The following is a 16,410-nucleotide window of genomic DNA, read 5'->3' as shown; positions in this document are numbered from 1 at the left end:
GGGGGTAAGACGGAAGGGCTCAACCGAGGACGGCCAGCGCGTCGATCTCGATCAACAGCCCCTTGGGGAGGCCGACATAGACCGTCGTACGGGCGGCGGCGGCCTCCTTGAGGCCCTGCTCCTCGAAGTACTGGTTGTAGATCGCGTTCATCTCGGCGAAGTGGTCCACGTCCGTGAGATAGACACGCACCATCATGACGTCGTCCCAGCTCGCGCCGCCCTCCTCCAGGATCGCCTTGACGTTGGCGAAGGTCTGGAGCGTCTGCTCGCGCAGGGTCGGGCCCGCCGGGACCGGCGGCCTGCCGTCCACCGCGGGCAGGAAGCCGACCTGGCCCGCGACCTGGAGGATGTTGCCCTTGCGGACGCCGTGCGAGAACTTCGCCGGCGGCGCGGTGTGCGTGGCGGGGGTCAGCGCGGTCTTCGGGAGCTGGGGCGTGTTCTCGCTCATGTGCGTGCTTCCTTGGAGTGGGTGGTGCCGGAGTACTCCCGGCTGATCACGTCGGCGGTGCGGCGCAACAGCGGGAGCAGGGTGAGGAGTTCCTCGGCCGTGACGACGACGTTCGGCGCGGAGACCGACATGGCGGCGACAACTCTGCCGTCCGTACCCCGGATCGGGGCGCCGATGCAGTTGATGGACTCCTCGTGGCCGCCGAGGTCGGTGGCCCAGCCCTGTTCGCGTACGGTGGCCAACTCCCGCAGGAAAGCGGCGGCGTTGGGGATCGAACGGGGCGTGTACAGGGGGAAGTCGAGCCGCTCGGCGAGGGCGCGGCGCTCGGCCTCGGGGAGGTCGGCGAGGAGCAGCTTGGCGACGGCGGCGACCGTGATGGCGACCGGTTTGCCGATCCTGGAGTACATCCGGACCGGGTAGCGGCTCTCCACCTTGTCGATGTAGAGAACCTCGTTCTCCTCGTGCACCGCCAAGTGGACGGTGTGGCCGCACTGTTCGTTGAGCTTGACGAGGTGGGGGTGGGCGATCTCCCGTACGTCCAGGTTCTCCACGGCCTCCTGGGCGAGCGCGAAGAGGCGGGCGCCGAGGCGGTAGCGGTTGTCCTGCTGGCGGTAGACGAGCCCGTGCTCGTGGAGGGTACGGAGCAGTCGCAGCGCGGTGGACTTGTGCACGTCGAGCCGCTCGGCGACCTGCCCGAGGTCGGCGGGCCCCTGGGCGAGCAGGGGAAGGATGCTCAGCGCGCGGTCGACGGTCTGGCTCATCGGGTACGTACCTCCTGCTCGATGGCCGCCGTCCAGCCGGGGCCGAGACGAAGTCTCTCCCAGGCGCGCCCGTCCAGGCCCGCGAGGCGGTCGGCGTCGGCGCGGGCGGGCGGGACGCCGAGGTCGCCGGGGACGGTGAGGGTGGCGGCGGCCATGAGGTGGCCGTGGCGCAGGCGGGCGGCGGCGGGCAGGCCGCGCAGGGTCGCGGAGAGGAAGCCGGCGGCGAAGGCGTCCCCGGCGCCGACGGGCGCGACGACGTCGACGTGGAGGGCGGGCATGTCGGTGACGGTGTCGGTTGCCTGGTCGTGCGCGGTGTCCTCGGTGCCGTCCGCCCCCTCCCGCGTCAGCACCGTCGCGCCCGCGCTCCCCCGCTTGACCACCAGCGTCCGCGGCTCGGGCAGCGCCGCGCGGATCGCGTCCACGCCCCGCAGCCCCCACGCCTGCGCCGCCTCGTCGTCGCCGACGAAGACCAGGTCGGCGCCGCGCGCCAGCTCCAGCAGGACTTCCGCGCCCGAGCCGTCGCGCCACAGCCCCGGCCGGTGGTTGACGTCGAAGGAGACGAGGGGCCGGCCCGGCCCGCGGCGGGTCAGCTCGCGCATCAGGGCCAGGCAGTCGGCGGAGAGCGCGGCGGTGATCCCGGACAGGTGCAGGACCCGCCCCGCCCACAGGTCGCGGTACGGCACGGTCGCCGGGGACATCGCGGAGGCGGCGGAACCGGCCCGGTAGTAGGCGACCTCGTGCGCGTCGGTCGCGCGGTCCGTCGCCGTACGGAAGTAGATGCCGGTGGGGCGCTCCGGGTCGCGCCGGACCCCCGACGTGTCGACGCCGTACGCGGCCACGGCGGCCACCAGATGGTCGCCGAAGCCGTCCGCGCCGACCCGGCTGACCCACTTCACCGCGTGCCCGGCGGCGGCCAGCGCGCACGCGACGTTGGACTCGGCGCCGCCGATGGTCCGGTCGAAGGACGGCACGTCGGCGAGGCGTCCGGGCCGGGAGGGCAGGAACGTGACCATGGACTCGCCGAGGCAGACGACGTCCACGCGCGGGGACACCACCGGGGCGTCCGTCGCCACGAGTCCGGTTCCGGTCACTCCGGTCACTCTGGGGCTCCTCGCCGCTCGGCCGATGCGTGGAGGGGCCACCATTGACCCGACATCGGCTCGGATGTTAGACAGCGTCAAGCGATATGCGCAATGGGTGTTGCAAATGTTGCAACGACGGTGATCAAACCGACCCCACTTCGACCACGGAGGCCCCTATGGCGACCGACCGACCCGGCCCGCTCGGCGACGAGCACGTGGAGCACCTCGGCGACGGACGTGTCGGCCACCTCGGCGACGAGCAGGTGGACCACCGCTTCAAGGGGCTCCCGCCGGACGCCGAGGGTCTGACGGTCGGCGCACTCGCCGCCCAGCGCCGCGACCTGTTCACCGGCGGCTTCACCACGCCCGTGCTCGCCCTGTCCGCCGAGTCGCTCGCGCACAACCTCACCCTGCTGGAGACTTACGCCGAACGCCACGGCCTCGCCTTCGCCCCGCACGGCAAGACCTCCATGTCCCCCCAGCTCTTCGAGCGCCAACTCGCCCACGGCGCCTGGGGCATCACCGCCGCCCTGCCCCACCAGGCGCGCGTCTACCGGGCGTTCGGCATCCGGCGGATCTTCCTCGCCAACGAGGTGGTCGACGCGGCGGCGCTGCGCTGGCTGGCCGGCGAACTGGACCGCGACCCCGACTTCCGCTTCCTCTGTTACGTGGACTCCGTGCGCGGGGTCGAGTTGATGGACGAGGCCCTGCGCGCGGCCGGCGCCACCCGCCCGGTGGAGGTCGTCGTCGAACTGGGCGCGGGCGAGGGGGCCCGTACCGGAGCGCGTACGGAGGCGGACTGCGCGGCGGTCGCCGACGCGGTGGCCGCCGTCACCACCCTCCGCCTGGCGGGAGTCGCCGGGTACGAGGGCGAGGTGCCGGACGCCGACGGTGACCGGGTGCGCGCCTGGCTGCGCCGACTGGTCGCGCTGGCCTCGGAGTTCGACAAGGCGGGCCGCTTCTCCGGACCGGACGGGGCGGACGGACCGGACGGGGCAGACGGACCGGACGAGATCGTGATCAGCGCGGGCGGCAGCGCCTGGTTCGACGCGGTCGCGGACGTCTTCGCCGGGATCCCGCCGCTCTCCCTCCCCGTACTGAAACTGCTGCGCTCCGGCGCGTACGTGTCGCACGACGACGGCCACTACCGCCGCCTCACGCCCTTCAACCGCGTGCCCGAGGAAGGCTCCCTGGAGCCGGCGTTCCGGCTGTGGGCGCAGGTGGTCTCGCGCCCGTCCGCCGGGCAGGCGTTCCTCAACGCGGGCAAGCGGGACGCGGCGTACGACCTGGACCTCCCGGAGGCCCAGGTGGTCCGTGACGGCCGTACCGGCGAGGTCGGGCCCGCCACCGGGCTGACCGTCACCGGCCTGTCCGACCAGCACACGTGGGTGTCCACGGCCGAGGGGACGGACCTGGAGGTCGGTGACTGGGTCGGCCTCGGGCTGTCGCATCCGTGCACGTCGTTCGACAAGTGGCAGCTGATCCCGCTGGTGGAGGCGGACGGCACGGTCACGGACCTGATCCGTACGTTCTTCTAGAGACCCGTCTTTCTAGAAACCCGTCCAGAGAGCCGCAAGGACTCAGGACCCCGGACCCGGACCCAGGACCCAGGAGCGCAGGCCATGGATCTCGTCATCCAGGACGTACAGGTCGTCGACGGCACCGGCGGACCCTCCTACCGCGCGGACGTCGGCCTCACCGACGGCCGTGTCGCGGCGATACGGCGGGAGGGCGGCGGCCCCCGCCTGAGTGCCGCGCGCTCCCTCGACGCCGCCGGGCTCGCCCTCTCCCCCGGCTTCATCGACATGCACGCGCACAGCGACCTCGCCCTCCTGCGCGACCCCGACCACTCGGCGAAGGCCGCGCAGGGGGTGACGCTGGAGGTGATCGGGCAGGACGGCCTGTCGTACGCGCCCGTGGACGACCCGACCCTCGCGCAGGTCAGGCAGTCCATCACCGGCTGGAACGGCGACGGTTCCGACATCGACTTCGACTGGCGGACGGTCGGCGAGTACCTGGACCGGCTCGACCACGGCTTCGACGGAGAGGGCATCGCGGTCAACGCCGCGTACCTGATCCCGCAGGGCACGGTCCGCATGTACGCGGTCGGCTGGGACGACCGCCCGGCGACCGGCGCCGAACTGGCCCGCATGGAACGGCTGGTGGCCGAGGGTCTGGAACAGGGCGCGGTCGGCATGTCCTCCGGGCTCACGTACACGCCCGGCATGTACGCCGACGACGCCGAACTGACCGCGCTCTGCCGGGTGGTGGCGCGGTACGGCGGCTACTACTGCCCGCACCACCGGTCGTACGGCGCCGGCGCGCTCCAGGCGTACGAGGAGATGGTGACGCTCACCCGGCGGGCGGGCTGCGCGCTCCATCTGGCCCACGCCACCATGAACTTCGGCGTCAACGAGGGCAAGGCCCCTGATCTGCTGGCCCTGTTGGACGGGGCGCTCGACGCGGGCGCCGACATCACGCTCGACACCTATCCGTACACCCCGGGCTGCACCACCCTCGTGGCGATGCTGCCCAGTTGGGCGAGCGAGGGCGGCCCGGACAGCATCCTGGCGCGGCTGCGCGACCACACCACCGCCGAGAAGATCCGCCACCACATGGAGGTCGTGGGGGCGGACGGCTGCCACGGGGTCCCCATCGAGTGGGACACGATCGAGATCTCGGGGGTCTCGGCGCCGGGACTGGACCCGTACGTGGGGAAGACGGTCGCGGCGTCCGCGGCCGAACGCGCGGAGGCCCCCTGGGTCACGGCCCGCAGGCTGCTGATCGAGGACGGTCTCGGCTCGACGATCCTCCAGCACGTGGGCCACGAGGAGAACGTCCGGGAGATCATGCGCCACCGCGTGCACACGGGCGGCAGCGACGGCATCCTCCAGGGCGCGAAGCCGCATCCGCGGGCGTACGGCACGTTCCCGCAGTATCTCGGCCGGTACGCAAGGGAGTTGGGCGTCCTGACCCTGGAGGAGTGTGTGGCGCACCTGACCTCGCGCCCGGCCGCGCGCCTCCGCCTCCCCGACCGCGGACTCGTCCGGGAGGGCTACCGCGCGGACCTGGTCCTCTTCGACCCGGCCACGGTCGCGGCCGGGTCGACGTTCGACTCCCCGCGCACCCTGCCGACGGGCATCCCGCACGTGCTGATCGACGGCCGCTTCGTGATCGAGGACGGCCGACGCACGGACACGCTGGCGGGGCGGTCGGTGCGGCGTACGGGGTGAGGGGGTCGGCCGGTCGACGCCCGATCGACGCTCAGGCCGAGGCGAGCCGCAGCACAACCGCGGCGACGGCCAGCACCACGAACACCCCGGCCGGGGCGATCTCGTGGTCCTTGGCGCGCAGGTGGGTGATGACGGCCCCGACGAAGTAGAGGAGAACCCCGACCGCCGCCGCCCCGCCTATCAGCGGCACCCACAGACCCACGACCAGTCCCACCGCGCCGAGCGCCTTCAGCGTGGCCAGCCGCGGAAGCCAGGACTCCGGCACACCGAGTCCGAGCATCGACCCGATGACCTTCTCGTTGCGGGTGAACGTACCGACGGCGGACATGGTCAGTCCGGCGGCGAGCAGCAGGCCGACGACGGCATAGGCGATGAACACAGGTGCCCCTCTGGAGAAGGTGAAGGTGGAGGTGAAGGTGAAGAAGGCCCGACTACGGGCCCGGCCTCCGCACAACCTGTCGTGACCACGAGCACCGAGGAAGCCCCGGCCGAGGCGGGTACTGGCAGGGCTACGATCCACCGGCCGATCCGGCGTAAATTGCTGTGGTGAGCCACAACGAGCTGGGCCTCTTCCTGCGCGCCCGCCGCGAGGCCGTGACGCCGGCCCAGGTGGGCCTCCCCGCCGGCAGCCGCCGCCGTACGCCCGGCCTGCGCCGGTCCGAGCTGGCGATGCTGGCCGGCATCAGCGTCGAGTACCTGGCCCGCCTCGAACAGGGCCGGGGCCGCCACCCCTCGCCCCAGGTGCTCAGCGCCCTCGCGGACGCGCTGCGGCTGACGGCGGACGAGCGTTTCGCGCTGATGCGCGCCGAGAAGGTCACCACCGGCACGCTGGGGCTCTGCCCGGGCGCGGGCAGCCCGCCGGCCCGTACCGTACGGCCCACGGTGCAGGCCCTGCTCGACCGGCTGGAGCCCACCCCCGCCGTCCTGGTCAACCGGCTGACCGAGGTGCTGGCCTTCACGCAGGGGTACGAGCGGCTCGTCGCCCCGCTGGGGCTGCTGGACTCCCCCTCACCGAATGTCGCCCGCTATGTGTTCACGGACCGGCGGGCCCGTACGGTCCTGGTGGACTGGGAGCGGGAGGCGGACGTCCTGGTCTCGCGCCTCAAGACCGACTCCGTACCGGAGGACGACTTCCTGGCGTCGTTCGTGGAGGAGCTGTCCGACGCGGCGGGCGCTCTTTTCACGGACCGCTGGGCACGCGCCGTCCGGACGCCCGAGAACCCGTTGACGCAGCGGGTGGCACACCCCCTCGCGGGCGCGCTCAGCCTGGCGAGCGAGACGCTGGACCTGCCGGGCCTGGACGGCCGGCACCTGGTGGTGCACCTGCCGGCGGACGACGCCACGTCGGCCGCGCTCGACAACCTGACGGGGCGGAGGCCGGGGGCGCTGCACGCGGTGGCGGGCTGACCCTGCCGCCCCTTCCCCCTTCTTGGTCTCCCCTTTCTTGGTCTCCTGCGCGAGAGTCGTACGGCCGAAAAGGGCACTGGTGAGCGAGCGGGTCCCACGAACTTATGACCATCCGGTGATGACCGGATCCTCCCGCCCCTTCCGCTCGTCTCTCTCCGAGGACGACGCGAGGCGACAGCGGGAGTGGTGGGGACGATGACACGCACGGGCATGCGACCGGCTCGAACGGCAGGGGTACGGGGGGTCCGGGCCGCCTTGCTCGTCCTGATCGCGGCGGTCCTGGTCACCGGGTGCGGCGGCCAGCTCGCGGGCGGGTCCCAGGGCGCCGGCGGCCCCGACGACAAGGGCTCCACGGTCCGGTCCGGAGCCACCGGGCAGGCCCCCGCCTCCGCCTCCGGCACTCCAGCCACCCCGACCACCCCGACCACTCCACCCACCCCAGCCACGCCATCCACTCCCCCCGCTCCCCCCGTCCCACCCGTCCCACCCGGCCAGACCTCCTCCCCCGACCCGAAGCTCCCCCCACCCCGGGTGAGCATGGACATCGCCCACGCGGTCGAGGGCGGCGGCCGGGCCGTGAACATCACCATCGACGACGGGCCCGACCCCACCTGGACCCCGAAGGTCCTGAAGATTCTCCGGGACAACGGGGTCCGGGCGACCTTCTGCATGATCGGCCCGCAGGCCGCCGCCCACCCCGGCCTGGTCAGGCGGGTGGTGGCCGACGGCCACCGGCTGTGCGACCACACCGTCACGCACAACACCTCGATGGACCACCGCTCGAAGCCGTACCAGAAGGACCAGATCCTGGCGGCGGCCGAGCAGATCACCCGGGCGTCGGGAGGTGTCGAGCCGGTGTACTACCGGGCGCCGGGCGGCGCGTTCACCCCGTACAGCAGGCAGATCGCCGCGTCGGCGGGCATGCGCCCGCTGGGCTGGAACGTGGACTCGAAGGACTACGAGGAGCCGGGCGTGGGCGCGATCCTGCACGTCGTGAGGCACGAGCTGGACAACGGCCCCACGCTCCTCTTCCACGACGGGGGCGGCGACCGCTCCCAGACGGCGGCGGCGCTGAGGAAGCTGCTGCCGTGGCTGCGGCACCACGGATACGGTTTCGGCTTCCCGGTCCGCTGACGCCGGGGGGCGCGCGAAAAGCTCCGTAGCCATCGCCGTAACCATCGCCGTAACCAGTACGGAGCAACGTGGGCAAAAACACGACGCGGCCCTCGTCACCCGGCCGTAAGGTGGCGGACATGCAGGTGATCCAGTCGACGAAGCTCGCCAATGTCTGTTACGAGATCCGGGGCCCGGTCCTGGAGGAGGCGACGCGGCTGGAGGCGGCGGGCCACCGCATCCTCAAGCTCAACACCGGGAACCCGGCGGCGTTCGGCTTCGAGTGCCCGCCCGAGATCCTTGAGGACATGCTCCGCAACCTCGGGGACGCGCACGGCTACGGCGACGCGAAGGGCCTGCTGTCCGCGCGGCGCGCGGTGATGCAGCACTACCAGACCAAGGGCATCGACCTGGACGTCGAGGACATCTACCTCGGCAACGGGGTGTCCGAGCTGATCCAGATGTCGATGCAGGCGCTGCTGGACGACGGCGACGAGGTGCTCGTACCGGCCCCGGACTATCCGCTGTGGACGGCGAGCGTGTCGCTCGCCGGGGGCACGGCCGTGCACTACCGGTGTGACGAGCAGGCCGAGTGGATGCCGGACCTCACCGACATCGAGCGCAAGATCACCGACCGCACGAAGGCGATCGTGATCATCAACCCGAACAACCCGACGGGTGCGGTGTACGGGGACGAGATGCTGGCCTCGCTCACCGAGATCGCCCGCCGGCACAACCTGATCGTGTGCTCGGACGAGATCTACGACCGGATCCTGTACGACGGCGCCACGCACACCCCCACGGCGGCGATCGCACCCGATCTGCTCACCCTGACTTTCAACGGGCTGTCGAAGAACTACCGCGTCGCCGGTTTCCGCTCCGGCTGGATGGCGGTGTGCGGGCCCAAGGCGCACGCCACCTCGTACATCGAAGGCCTGACGATCCTGGCCAACATGCGGCTGTGCGCCAACATGCCGTCGCAGCACGCGGTGGCCACGGCGCTCGGCGGCCGGCAGTCGATCCAGGACCTGGTGCTGCCGGGCGGCCGGATCCTGGAGCAGCGGGACACGGCGTACGACCTGCTGACCCAGATCCCCGGGGTGACGTGCGTGAAGCCCAAGGGAGCGCTGTATCTCTTCCCGCGCCTCGACCCGAAGGTCTACAAGATCAAGGACGACCGGGAGATGGTCCTGGACCTCCTCCGCGCCGAGAAGATCATGGTGGTGCACGGCACAGGCTTCAACTGGCCGGAACCGGACCACTTCCGCATCGTGACCCTGCCGACGACCCAGGACCTGACGGACGCGGTGACCAGGATCGGGAACTTCCTGGACGGCTACTCACAGCCGTAGGCCGTCGCCCGCGCCCAGCCCCTTCCCTCCCCCGCTCCCCCTCCGCTCCCCCTCCGCTCCCCCTCCCCGCTCCCCACCCTCTCCCCTCGATCCCGACGGGGCTCAACTTTAGACCGATTCCAATGTAGGATGGTTTCCTGACCCTGCCAGGAGGCCATCCCATGTACGAACCGATCCGCGCCAAGTCGGTCCACACGATGGCCGACGCCGACTTCCCCCATCGCAGCCGGGAGGAAGAGCTGGACATCCAGCTGGCCGGTCACCTCTCCGCACTCCTTGCCGTGACCGACGAGCTGGGGCTGGACGAGGCGGGTGGGAGCATCGCGCGCCAGATAACCCGGCTGCGGGGCGCGGAGCCGGTGCGCCTGTCCCCCGCGAACGACACGGACGACACCCCCACCTCAGATCTACCGCATGCCCACCGCGCCGAGCTGCACGCCCGCGCCCTCGCCCTCGCGGGTCGCGCCCTGGTGGTCGCGGCCTCCCGTGCCGACACCGCCGCCGCGATCCTGTCCGCCGAGCGGATGGACGCCCACACGGCCGCGCTCGCCGAGCCGCCGGCCACCCCCGGCACCCCCCGCCGTCTCGTCGGCGCCCACTGACGGCCCCGGTCCACGGGCCGCGGAGGCGCGCGGACCGGGTGCCACGCACCGCACGTCTCCGGGAGCACGCCCACGCGCGCTACTCGAAGGAACCGTCACAAGCTCCTCTGACGGATGAACCTCTCACCCCTCACCCAGCGGAACGCTCCCGCCCAGGCCCAGCAACACCCGCTCCAGCAGCCGTCGATGGGCCGACTCCGGCGGGTCCGCCGTCAGCGTGAAGACCAGCCCCTTCCCTGTCATCGTCGTGACGACGGTCCACCCCGGCGCGAGGAGGTCAAGTAACTCCAGCCCGCGACCGTGGCTGTCCCACGCGGTGTGCGGGCGCCGCTTGGGCTCGGCCTGGCTCCGGTCGTGCACCTCGATCTGGACCGAACCCCGCACCGGCGAGTGGCAGATGAGGTCGAACCCGCCACCGCCGGCATGCAGTACGGCGTTGGTGGCGGTCTCGCTCACCAGCAGCTTGACGGTGTCGCGGTCCACCCACGGGTACGGCGCGTAGACGCGCCCCGCGAGGGCCCGCGCCTCCCCGACCGCGAGGGTGGTACAGGGGTACCGCTCGACCGCGAGTACGTATCGACGCTGGTCCACCACACCTACCTCCGGCAGTAGAGGTCATGACGGCCGTCGGGCACGCATGACACAGGGATACGCATCCCGGGCATGTGGCGCCGGTGCGCGACACCCAGCATGAGTCGCGCGACTCGTCGCGCGCAAGCTGATCGCGGGAAGTCGCCCGGAAGAGTCGTCCGCGCGGGCCCGCGCGCTACGCTGCTGCCATCGGACGTCATGCCACCCGGAGGGACACCGGTGCCCGTCAGCGTCAACACCAACGCGATCTTCGCCATGCGGAAGGTCGGCGGTGAGCTTGCGCGACTGCGTGAGCACGCGCACCTCCGGCAGGACGACATCGCGGTGCGTCTGGAGTGCTCACGGCACAACATCAGCAAGATCGAGCGGGGCAAGGCGTTCCCGAACCCCGACCAGCTCGAAGAGATGCTGGAGGCGTACGGAGCGAGCGTCGACGAACGCGCCGCGCTGAGGGCCGCGATCGACCAGGGCCGGTCGTTCGGCCGCGCGTGGTATGAACGGCCCGAAATCCAGGCCGTGTTCACGGCGGACTCGTACCGCTACCTCTACCTTGAGGACGCGGCCGAGAAGATCTTCTGCCACAGCGGCACGTACGTACCGGGCCTCCTCCAGACCAGAGAGTACGTAGCCGCCCTCGTCGAGTTCGGGCAGCAACACGAGGCCACGGAGCACCGCGAGATCTTCATCGACGTACGGCAGAAGCGTCAGGGCGTACTCACCGGTGAACACCCCGCCACCCTGGACTCGTTGTGCCTGGAGTCAGCCCTGAGGGCGGTGGTCGGCGGACGGGACGCCATGCGAGCCCAGTTGGACCACTTGCTGACCTCGGCCAGACGCCAACACGTCAACCTGCGCGTGATCCCGTTCGAGGCGGGCGCGGCCAGCGTCTCCAGCACACCGTTCACCATTCTCGACTTCCCCGGCGTCGAACACCGCAGTGTGGTCTCGTCCGAGATGCAACGGGGAGACTCCGTGACCGACGAAGCGGCAGCAGTCCGGCATTCGCGACGGAGGTACGCCGACCTGGCGGCCTTCGCCCTGAGCCCCGTACTCACCGTTCAGCTCATCGAAGACATCAGGAAAGAACTGTCGTGACAGCCGAATCGAAGTCAGACCTGTACGAGCAGCCCCTCCACGGCGAGTGGGAGAAGTCCGCGTTCAGCAGTGGTTCGAGCGAGAATTGCGTCCTTGTCATGGCGATCGACGGCGGCGTCGCCTTCGGCGACTCCAAGCACCGCGACCGCGACGGCGCACTCCGCTTCACGGACCAGGAAATGCTGGCGCACATACTCGCGGTCAAGGCCGGCCAGTACGACCACCTCATCCCCCAAGGAACCGAGCTCTAGGCCGACCGGCATGAACACAGAAACCCGCGACCCAGCCGAGTTGGCCCCCCTCCGGGAGATCTTCGCGTCCCATCCCGAGGCGGTGCCGCCGGCCGGTTGGGAGGCGGTGCGGTCCTTCGAGGCGGAGCACGGCATCGTACTCCCGGAGCCGTACCGCACGTTCGTGGCGGAGATCTGCGACGGACTGCGCGCGGGACCGCCCCACTACGGTCTGCTGCCCTTCGCGCAAACGCCCCCGGACTGGGGCTCGTACCGCCCCGAGCGCCTGCTTGCCGAGCCCTTTCCGCTCACGGCGGCGTGGTTGTGGGAGGAGGAGGGCGACGAAGCGGCGCTGTCGGACGAGGAGTTCGAGGCCCGGACGGCCCCCGTCTTCGACCACGGCTCGCTGCTGCTGGGCACCGACGGCTGCGGTATGTACTGGCACTTGATCATCACCGGCCCGCAGCGCGGTCACGTCTGGTTCATCGACGAGTTCGGCGCGGTGCCCTTCGGCACCCGGCCGGACACCTCCTTGATGCCGGGCACGCCCGGTTTCGCGGGGTGGGTCCCACTGGGCCCAGGGCCGCTCCTGGTTCGCGAGCACTTAGACGCCGTCTCACGTGGCATTGGACGCTGTCTCACGGGGCAATTTCCGCGAGCTTCTTCAGTAGCTCGGGGCGGTGGCCACAGCCAGGTTTCGGCGCTGCCGGTCGTTCCGGTCCACGTACGGGATCTTGAGGCCACGAGCAGCCCATGGCAGGCTCATGCCGCATGATCGATGAATTCGCGAAGAGCACCCTGCACGGCAGACTGCGGCGGGACCGCGAGGCGCTGCTCTGGAAGCTCGACGGCCTGTCCGAATACGACGCCCGCCGACCTTTGACAGTGACCGGGACCAACCTTCTCGGCCTGGTCAAACACGTGGCCGGCGTCGAGGCCAGGTACTTCGGCGAGGTCTTCGACCGACCGTCCCCGGAACCGCTGCCCCGGTGGCAGGACCACGACGGCAGCGACCTCTGGGCGGCTGAGGACGAGGCGCGCGATCAGATCATCCATTCCTACCGGCGCACGTGGGAACACTCGGACGCGACAATCGACGAGCTTGCCCTTGATGCCCCCGGCCACGTGCCGTGGTGGCCGGAGCCGTATCCCGACACGAACCTGTTCGCCATCTTGGTCCACGTCCTCGGCGAGACCAACCGGCATGCCGGGCACGCCGACATCCTGCGCGAAGGCGTGGACGGCCGAACCGGGATGCGCCCCGAACACGAGACGCAGATCGATGAGGACGCCCGCACGGCCTACTGCGCGAAGATCGAGCAGGCCGCCAGATCGGCCGCATCAGTCAAGGCATAGAGGGCTGCCCCACGTGACTTGACGCTTGATGTTCGAGCGGCATGATGCGAGCCGTGAGTGCTGATCTGTCGAGCTGTCTGGTTCCTGATGAGCTCTGGGAGCTGGTCGCCCCGTCACTGCCGTCGTTCGCGGCTCGACCGCAAGGTGGCGGGACCGCTCCGCGTGACGAGCGGGCCGTGTTCACCGCAGTGGTGTACGTGCTGACCAGCGGCTGTGTCTGGCGGCATCTGCCGCCAACGTTCGCACGTCCTGCCCATGCGAACCGTCAGTCCTGACGGACGACGTTCTTCCCGGCGCCGCCGGAGAGCGTGTCCTTGCCGGCGCCCCCGTACAGCTTGTCGTTGCCGGTGTTCCCGTACAGGGTGTCGGCGCCGTTGTTTCCGTACAGGACGTCGTTGCCCTTGCCGCCGTAGAGCGAGTCGTTGCCGTCACCGCCCACGCTTGTCCCGTACTTGCCCACCATGATGGTGTCGCTGCCGGCCTGACCCGTAACCTGATTGCCGTCAATGCCACTGTTTCCGGTCAGCCTGTCGTTGCCGGAGCCCAGGTCGATCCTGTTGAAGAGGAAAATCTGGCCGGTGGTGTTGTTGACGGTAACGGTGTCGTTGCCGTCGCCGAGGTCCATCTCCAGTGCGGCGTAGGGATCCTGGCTGTCCTCACCGCTGACCGTGCAGATGACCTTGGTGCGGTCCGTACTGACGGGGTGGACACAACCAGCCCCCACGCCGATCGGGACGACGTCGTCGATCACATAGGTGACCTCCGTACTGCCCTTGACCAGCGACTCCTTGACAGTCGGCTTGTTCGTCTGGCCGGCGGCAGCCGTGTAGGTGAGTTGCCAACCGTACGTGTTGACCTCGGCGGTCGCGGATGATGCCGCAGTGGCGGACGGTGCCGCGGCGACGGCTGTGGTGGCCAGGGTGGCGGGAACGGCCAGTCCCGCGCCGAGAACCAGAGTCAGCGCCGAGGCGGCACGCAGATATCGGCGACTGATGAGATACAAGGGCATGTCGGGTTCTCCATCATGCAGTTGTGGACTCGTCCAGTAGCTCGAAAAGCACTGCAACCATCTGCCTGTCCTGCTCGGGCGTGAGATACCTGACGTCCGGCAGTGAGCCATCCCGATAAACCTCACACAGTACGAGCAGAGGCCAGAACAGCTCCGGTCTGCCTTTCTTCCTGAGCAGTAGCCAGCTGTGGAATTCCTTCAGGAAGTAGCGGCCCGATCCCAGCTCGTACCCCGAAAGGAACGCGCAGGTCCCTTCGTAAGTCTGCCGCATAACGTAGATACCATGATGCTTTTTCAGTTCAGGAAGAAAATCACGTAGCGGCTCACCCATGATCAGAATCCAAAGTCAAATACTTTCCCGGGTACGGAAGTGAACCCTCGCGACGCAGCGGGTCGCCCCCATAACGGTATGGGGGCGACCCTCACAACGCCGCGAGGCGTGGTGCCGAACGTCCGGAACCCAAGAGATCCGCCGGACAAGCCCTCGCGGTCGGTCAGCCGACGTTGAGCGCGGTGTCGTCCACCACGAACGACGTCTGGAGCTTGGAGCCTTCCGTGCTGGTGAACTTCAGCGTCACCGACTGGCCGGCGTAGGCGCTGAGGTCAAGGGTGCGCTGGGTGTAGCCGGTCGCCGCGTTGACGTTGGAGTACGTCGCGGGGGTGCCGAGTACGGTCCCCGAGGAGTTCAGCACCTGCACCTTGAGCGTGTCGTAGACCGTGGTGCCGGTCTCGGCGGTGTCGATGTGCAGCCAGAAGCTCAGCGAGGCGGGGCAGCCGGCGGGGATCGTCACCGACTGGGAGAGGGTCTTCGTGCCTGCCGTACCCGCACCGCCGAGCCATGCCTTGTACGAGCCGGAGTGGGACGCCTTGGCGGTGCTGGAGGTGATCACGCCGGACGTGGCGCTCCACCCCGAAGTACCCGACTCGAAGCCGGGGTTGGCGAGCAGCTGGCCCGACGTGGTGCAGGTTTCGCCGCCACCGCCGCCACCGCCTCCGGTGCCCGTGCCGGACAGCCACGCCGTGGCGTTCAGGGCGAGGGCGGCGTTGGTGGCCGACGAGTCGTTCCAGCCGTCGTAGAGGGTGTCGCCGGAGGCGCCCGTACCGTCGTCGACCGGCGAACTGTCACCCCAGATCGCCACCCGGCCGCTGCCGAAGGTGCTGGTGACGAAGAAGGCTCCGGTGGTGCCGGTGGTGCTGTAACCGGAGCGCCAGAGAAGGCCCTTGACGGCCGGGTTGTCGGCCGGCTTGAGGGTGAAGGTGGTGCCGTTGGCGATCAGGCTGCCGGTCACCTTGCCGAAGGAGCCGTTCAGCACCGGGTTCGAACTGTCGCTGATCGCCTTCGGGTTGCCGGAGGCGACGTTGAGCTTGTCGACCGAGAAACCGAACGGGTTGGTGTTGTCGACCCCGTTGCTGGTCATCAGGTCGTTGATGATCATCGGCGAGTCGTAACCGTCGTTGTTGCGGTCACTGACGTCGTGGTCGGAGATCAGGAACAGACCACCGCCGGCCTGCACGAACTTCATGACCGCGGTCTTCTCCGCCGTGCTGAGCCGGATGTTGGGCTCGGGCAGGACGAAGGTGTCGAAGTTCTTGAGGTCGAGCGTGCCGGAGCCGCCGTAGGTGATGGTGTTGCCGGACGGCAGTGTTTTCAGCGAGTAGTCGCCGGTTCTCTGGAGCGCGACACCCCACGCGGACAGGCCACCGGTCCAGTCGGTCTCCTTCGTGGGGGTGGAGTCCTGTCCGAGCGGGTCGGGCTGGCTGGAGCCGATGACCCAGTCGGCGTTACCCGCCTGCTCGGCCTTCGAGTTGTCGAAGAGCACCCGGTGCGTGGCGGCAGCGGCGGCGGGAGCCGCGGGGACAGCGGCCGGGGCGGCCGGACCGGCCGCCTGGGCGGAGTAGCCGGCGCCCGCGGTGACCAGACCGAGGGACGCCGTGGCGGCGATGAGCAGGCAGCGGGACTTCACGGATCCAAGCATCCGTCAACCTCCGTGTGGGGGTGGAGTGATGGGACGAGAGGCGGTGCGAGGGACCACTCTGCGCGCGTAGACCCCGGCTTGGAAGACCTTTTTGCCAAAGCTCGATGAACGTTGTACGTCCCTCGGGCACCAGACCGTACCGAGAAGGCCGTACC

The 16,410-nt window shown here is 70.0% G+C and carries 18 protein-coding genes and 1 pseudogene; 11 read left to right on the top strand and 8 right to left on the bottom strand.

From position 1 onward, the window contains the following. Positions 1-19 precede the first annotated feature (19 nt). The 3 genes from ACIO1C_RS30390 to ACIO1C_RS30380 are packed head-to-tail and all read right to left on the bottom strand — an operon-like array spanning position 20 to position 2,354. Positions 20-448, bottom strand: a complete 429-nt coding sequence (locus ACIO1C_RS30390; RefSeq protein WP_401869425.1) for a RidA family protein — start codon at positions 446-448, stop codon at positions 20-22. Next, a complete protein-coding gene (locus ACIO1C_RS30385) occupies positions 445-1,209 on the bottom strand; it encodes an IclR family transcriptional regulator (RefSeq protein WP_401869423.1) in 765 nt (254 codons plus the stop codon). The genes ACIO1C_RS30390 and ACIO1C_RS30385 overlap by 4 nt, the downstream gene beginning before the upstream one ends. Next, positions 1,206-2,354 carry a sugar kinase gene (locus tag ACIO1C_RS30380; RefSeq protein WP_401869420.1) on the bottom strand — a complete coding sequence of 383 codons (1,149 nt, stop codon included), beginning with the start codon at positions 2,352-2,354 and terminating at the stop codon, positions 1,206-1,208. The genes ACIO1C_RS30385 and ACIO1C_RS30380 overlap by 4 nt, the downstream gene beginning before the upstream one ends. A 113-nt stretch (positions 2,355-2,467) precedes the next feature. Between ACIO1C_RS30380 and ACIO1C_RS30375 the strand changes: the two genes are divergently transcribed. Together ACIO1C_RS30375 and ACIO1C_RS30370 are read left to right on the top strand one after the other, a co-directional pair. Continuing rightward, positions 2,468-3,829: an alanine racemase gene (locus ACIO1C_RS30375; RefSeq protein ID WP_401869417.1), complete on the top strand. Its 1,362-nt coding sequence runs from the start codon at positions 2,468-2,470 to the stop codon at positions 3,827-3,829. A gap of 84 nt (positions 3,830-3,913) precedes the next feature. Continuing rightward, entirely contained in the window at positions 3,914-5,524 is a 1,611-nt protein-coding gene (locus tag ACIO1C_RS30370; protein WP_401869414.1) for an amidohydrolase family protein, read from the top strand. 31 nt (positions 5,525-5,555) lie between these two features. Here ACIO1C_RS30370 and ACIO1C_RS30365 read toward each other — a convergent pair whose 3' ends face one another. Continuing rightward, complete coding sequence (locus ACIO1C_RS30365; RefSeq protein ID WP_401869412.1) at positions 5,556-5,903, bottom strand: DoxX family protein; 348 nt, start codon at positions 5,901-5,903, stop codon at positions 5,556-5,558. Between the two features lie 167 nt (positions 5,904-6,070). Between ACIO1C_RS30365 and ACIO1C_RS30360 the strand changes: the two genes are divergently transcribed. The 4 genes from ACIO1C_RS30360 (at position 6,071) to ACIO1C_RS30345 (ending at position 9,998) form a co-directional block, all read left to right on the top strand. After that, a complete protein-coding gene (locus ACIO1C_RS30360; RefSeq protein WP_401869410.1) occupies positions 6,071-6,931 on the top strand; it encodes a helix-turn-helix domain-containing protein in 861 nt (286 codons plus the stop codon). Positions 6,932-7,141: 210 nt separating this feature from the next. Beyond that, positions 7,142-8,065: a polysaccharide deacetylase family protein gene (locus tag ACIO1C_RS30355; RefSeq protein WP_401869408.1), complete on the top strand. Its 924-nt coding sequence runs from the start codon at positions 7,142-7,144 to the stop codon at positions 8,063-8,065. Between the two features lie 119 nt (positions 8,066-8,184). Then, a complete protein-coding gene (locus tag ACIO1C_RS30350; protein ID WP_327234741.1) occupies positions 8,185-9,396 on the top strand; it encodes a pyridoxal phosphate-dependent aminotransferase in 1,212 nt (403 codons plus the stop codon). A 161-nt stretch (positions 9,397-9,557) separates the two neighbouring features. Further along, on the top strand, positions 9,558-9,998 hold the full coding sequence (locus ACIO1C_RS30345) for a hypothetical protein (protein ID WP_401869405.1): 441 nt from the start codon (positions 9,558-9,560) through the stop codon (positions 9,996-9,998). 123 nt (positions 9,999-10,121) lie between these two features. Here the strand turns inward: ACIO1C_RS30345 and ACIO1C_RS30340 are convergent, their stop codons facing one another. Next, a complete protein-coding gene (locus ACIO1C_RS30340; protein ID WP_401869404.1) occupies positions 10,122-10,589 on the bottom strand; it encodes an ATP-binding protein in 468 nt (155 codons plus the stop codon). A gap of 219 nt (positions 10,590-10,808) precedes the next feature. Here ACIO1C_RS30340 and ACIO1C_RS30335 point away from each other — a divergent pair, with 219 nt between their 5' ends. The 5 genes and pseudogenes from ACIO1C_RS30335 (at position 10,809) to ACIO1C_RS30315 (ending at position 13,545) form a co-directional block, all read left to right on the top strand. Continuing rightward, complete coding sequence (locus ACIO1C_RS30335; protein WP_401869401.1) at positions 10,809-11,684, top strand: helix-turn-helix domain-containing protein; 876 nt, start codon at positions 10,809-10,811, stop codon at positions 11,682-11,684. Then, complete coding sequence (locus ACIO1C_RS30330) at positions 11,681-11,935, top strand: DUF397 domain-containing protein (RefSeq protein ID WP_401869398.1); 255 nt, start codon at positions 11,681-11,683, stop codon at positions 11,933-11,935. Before ACIO1C_RS30335 ends, ACIO1C_RS30330 begins: the two co-directional genes overlap by 4 nt. Before the next feature lie 10 nt (positions 11,936-11,945). After that, a pseudogene (locus tag ACIO1C_RS30325) lies at positions 11,946-12,522 on the top strand (SMI1/KNR4 family protein). A gap of 163 nt (positions 12,523-12,685) precedes the next feature. Then, a complete protein-coding gene (locus ACIO1C_RS30320; protein ID WP_401869395.1) occupies positions 12,686-13,270 on the top strand; it encodes a DinB family protein in 585 nt (194 codons plus the stop codon). Positions 13,271-13,311: 41 nt separating this feature from the next. Beyond that, positions 13,312-13,545, top strand: a complete 234-nt coding sequence (locus ACIO1C_RS30315; RefSeq protein ID WP_401869392.1) for a transposase — start codon at positions 13,312-13,314, stop codon at positions 13,543-13,545. On the opposite strand, the gene ACIO1C_RS30310 is transcribed toward ACIO1C_RS30315, so the two are convergent. From ACIO1C_RS30310 to ACIO1C_RS30300, 3 genes are all read right to left on the bottom strand, one after another. Next, complete coding sequence (locus ACIO1C_RS30310; RefSeq protein ID WP_401869389.1) at positions 13,536-14,279, bottom strand: calcium-binding protein; 744 nt, start codon at positions 14,277-14,279, stop codon at positions 13,536-13,538. The genes ACIO1C_RS30315 and ACIO1C_RS30310 overlap by 10 nt on opposite strands. A gap of 13 nt (positions 14,280-14,292) precedes the next feature. Continuing rightward, entirely contained in the window at positions 14,293-14,610 is a 318-nt protein-coding gene (locus tag ACIO1C_RS30305; protein ID WP_401869386.1) for a hypothetical protein, read from the bottom strand. 163 nt (positions 14,611-14,773) lie between these two features. Further along, on the bottom strand, positions 14,774-16,255 hold the full coding sequence (locus ACIO1C_RS30300; protein WP_401869384.1) for a hydrolase: 1,482 nt from the start codon (positions 16,253-16,255) through the stop codon (positions 14,774-14,776). Positions 16,256-16,410 lie beyond the last annotated feature (155 nt).

Source organism: Streptomyces sp. NPDC087420 (assembly GCF_044744165.1).
Classification (GTDB): Bacteria; Actinomycetota; Actinomycetes; order Streptomycetales; family Streptomycetaceae; genus Streptomyces.
The sequence above is the reverse complement of the archived record's forward strand: the minus strand, read 5'-3'. Positions and strand labels throughout refer to the sequence as shown.

What these genes read in the sequence shown, in the direction of transcription:
- ACIO1C_RS30375 (WP_401869417.1), top strand. Translation starts at nt 2,468, where the DNA reads ATGGCGACCGACCGACCCGGCCCGCTCGGCGACGAGCACGTGGAGCAC.
- ACIO1C_RS30300 (WP_401869384.1), bottom strand. Translation starts at nt 16,255, where the DNA reads ATGCTTGGATCCGTGAAGTCCCGCTGCCTGCTCATCGCCGCCACGGCG.
- ACIO1C_RS30350 (WP_327234741.1), top strand. Translation starts at nt 8,185, where the DNA reads ATGCAGGTGATCCAGTCGACGAAGCTCGCCAATGTCTGTTACGAGATC.
- ACIO1C_RS30345 (WP_401869405.1), top strand. Translation starts at nt 9,558, where the DNA reads ATGTACGAACCGATCCGCGCCAAGTCGGTCCACACGATGGCCGACGCC.
- ACIO1C_RS30305 (WP_401869386.1), bottom strand. Translation starts at nt 14,610, where the DNA reads ATGGGTGAGCCGCTACGTGATTTTCTTCCTGAACTGAAAAAGCATCAT.
- ACIO1C_RS30320 (WP_401869395.1), top strand. Translation starts at nt 12,686, where the DNA reads ATGATCGATGAATTCGCGAAGAGCACCCTGCACGGCAGACTGCGGCGG.
- ACIO1C_RS30380 (WP_401869420.1), bottom strand. Translation starts at nt 2,354, where the DNA reads ATGGTGGCCCCTCCACGCATCGGCCGAGCGGCGAGGAGCCCCAGAGTG.
- ACIO1C_RS30355 (WP_401869408.1), top strand. Translation starts at nt 7,142, where the DNA reads ATGCGACCGGCTCGAACGGCAGGGGTACGGGGGGTCCGGGCCGCCTTG.
- ACIO1C_RS30370 (WP_401869414.1), top strand. Translation starts at nt 3,914, where the DNA reads ATGGATCTCGTCATCCAGGACGTACAGGTCGTCGACGGCACCGGCGGA.
- ACIO1C_RS30385 (WP_401869423.1), bottom strand. Translation starts at nt 1,209, where the DNA reads ATGAGCCAGACCGTCGACCGCGCGCTGAGCATCCTTCCCCTGCTCGCC.
- ACIO1C_RS30310 (WP_401869389.1), bottom strand. Translation starts at nt 14,279, where the DNA reads ATGCCCTTGTATCTCATCAGTCGCCGATATCTGCGTGCCGCCTCGGCG.
- ACIO1C_RS30315 (WP_401869392.1), top strand. Translation starts at nt 13,312, where the DNA reads ATGATGCGAGCCGTGAGTGCTGATCTGTCGAGCTGTCTGGTTCCTGAT.
- ACIO1C_RS30390 (WP_401869425.1), bottom strand. Translation starts at nt 448, where the DNA reads ATGAGCGAGAACACGCCCCAGCTCCCGAAGACCGCGCTGACCCCCGCC.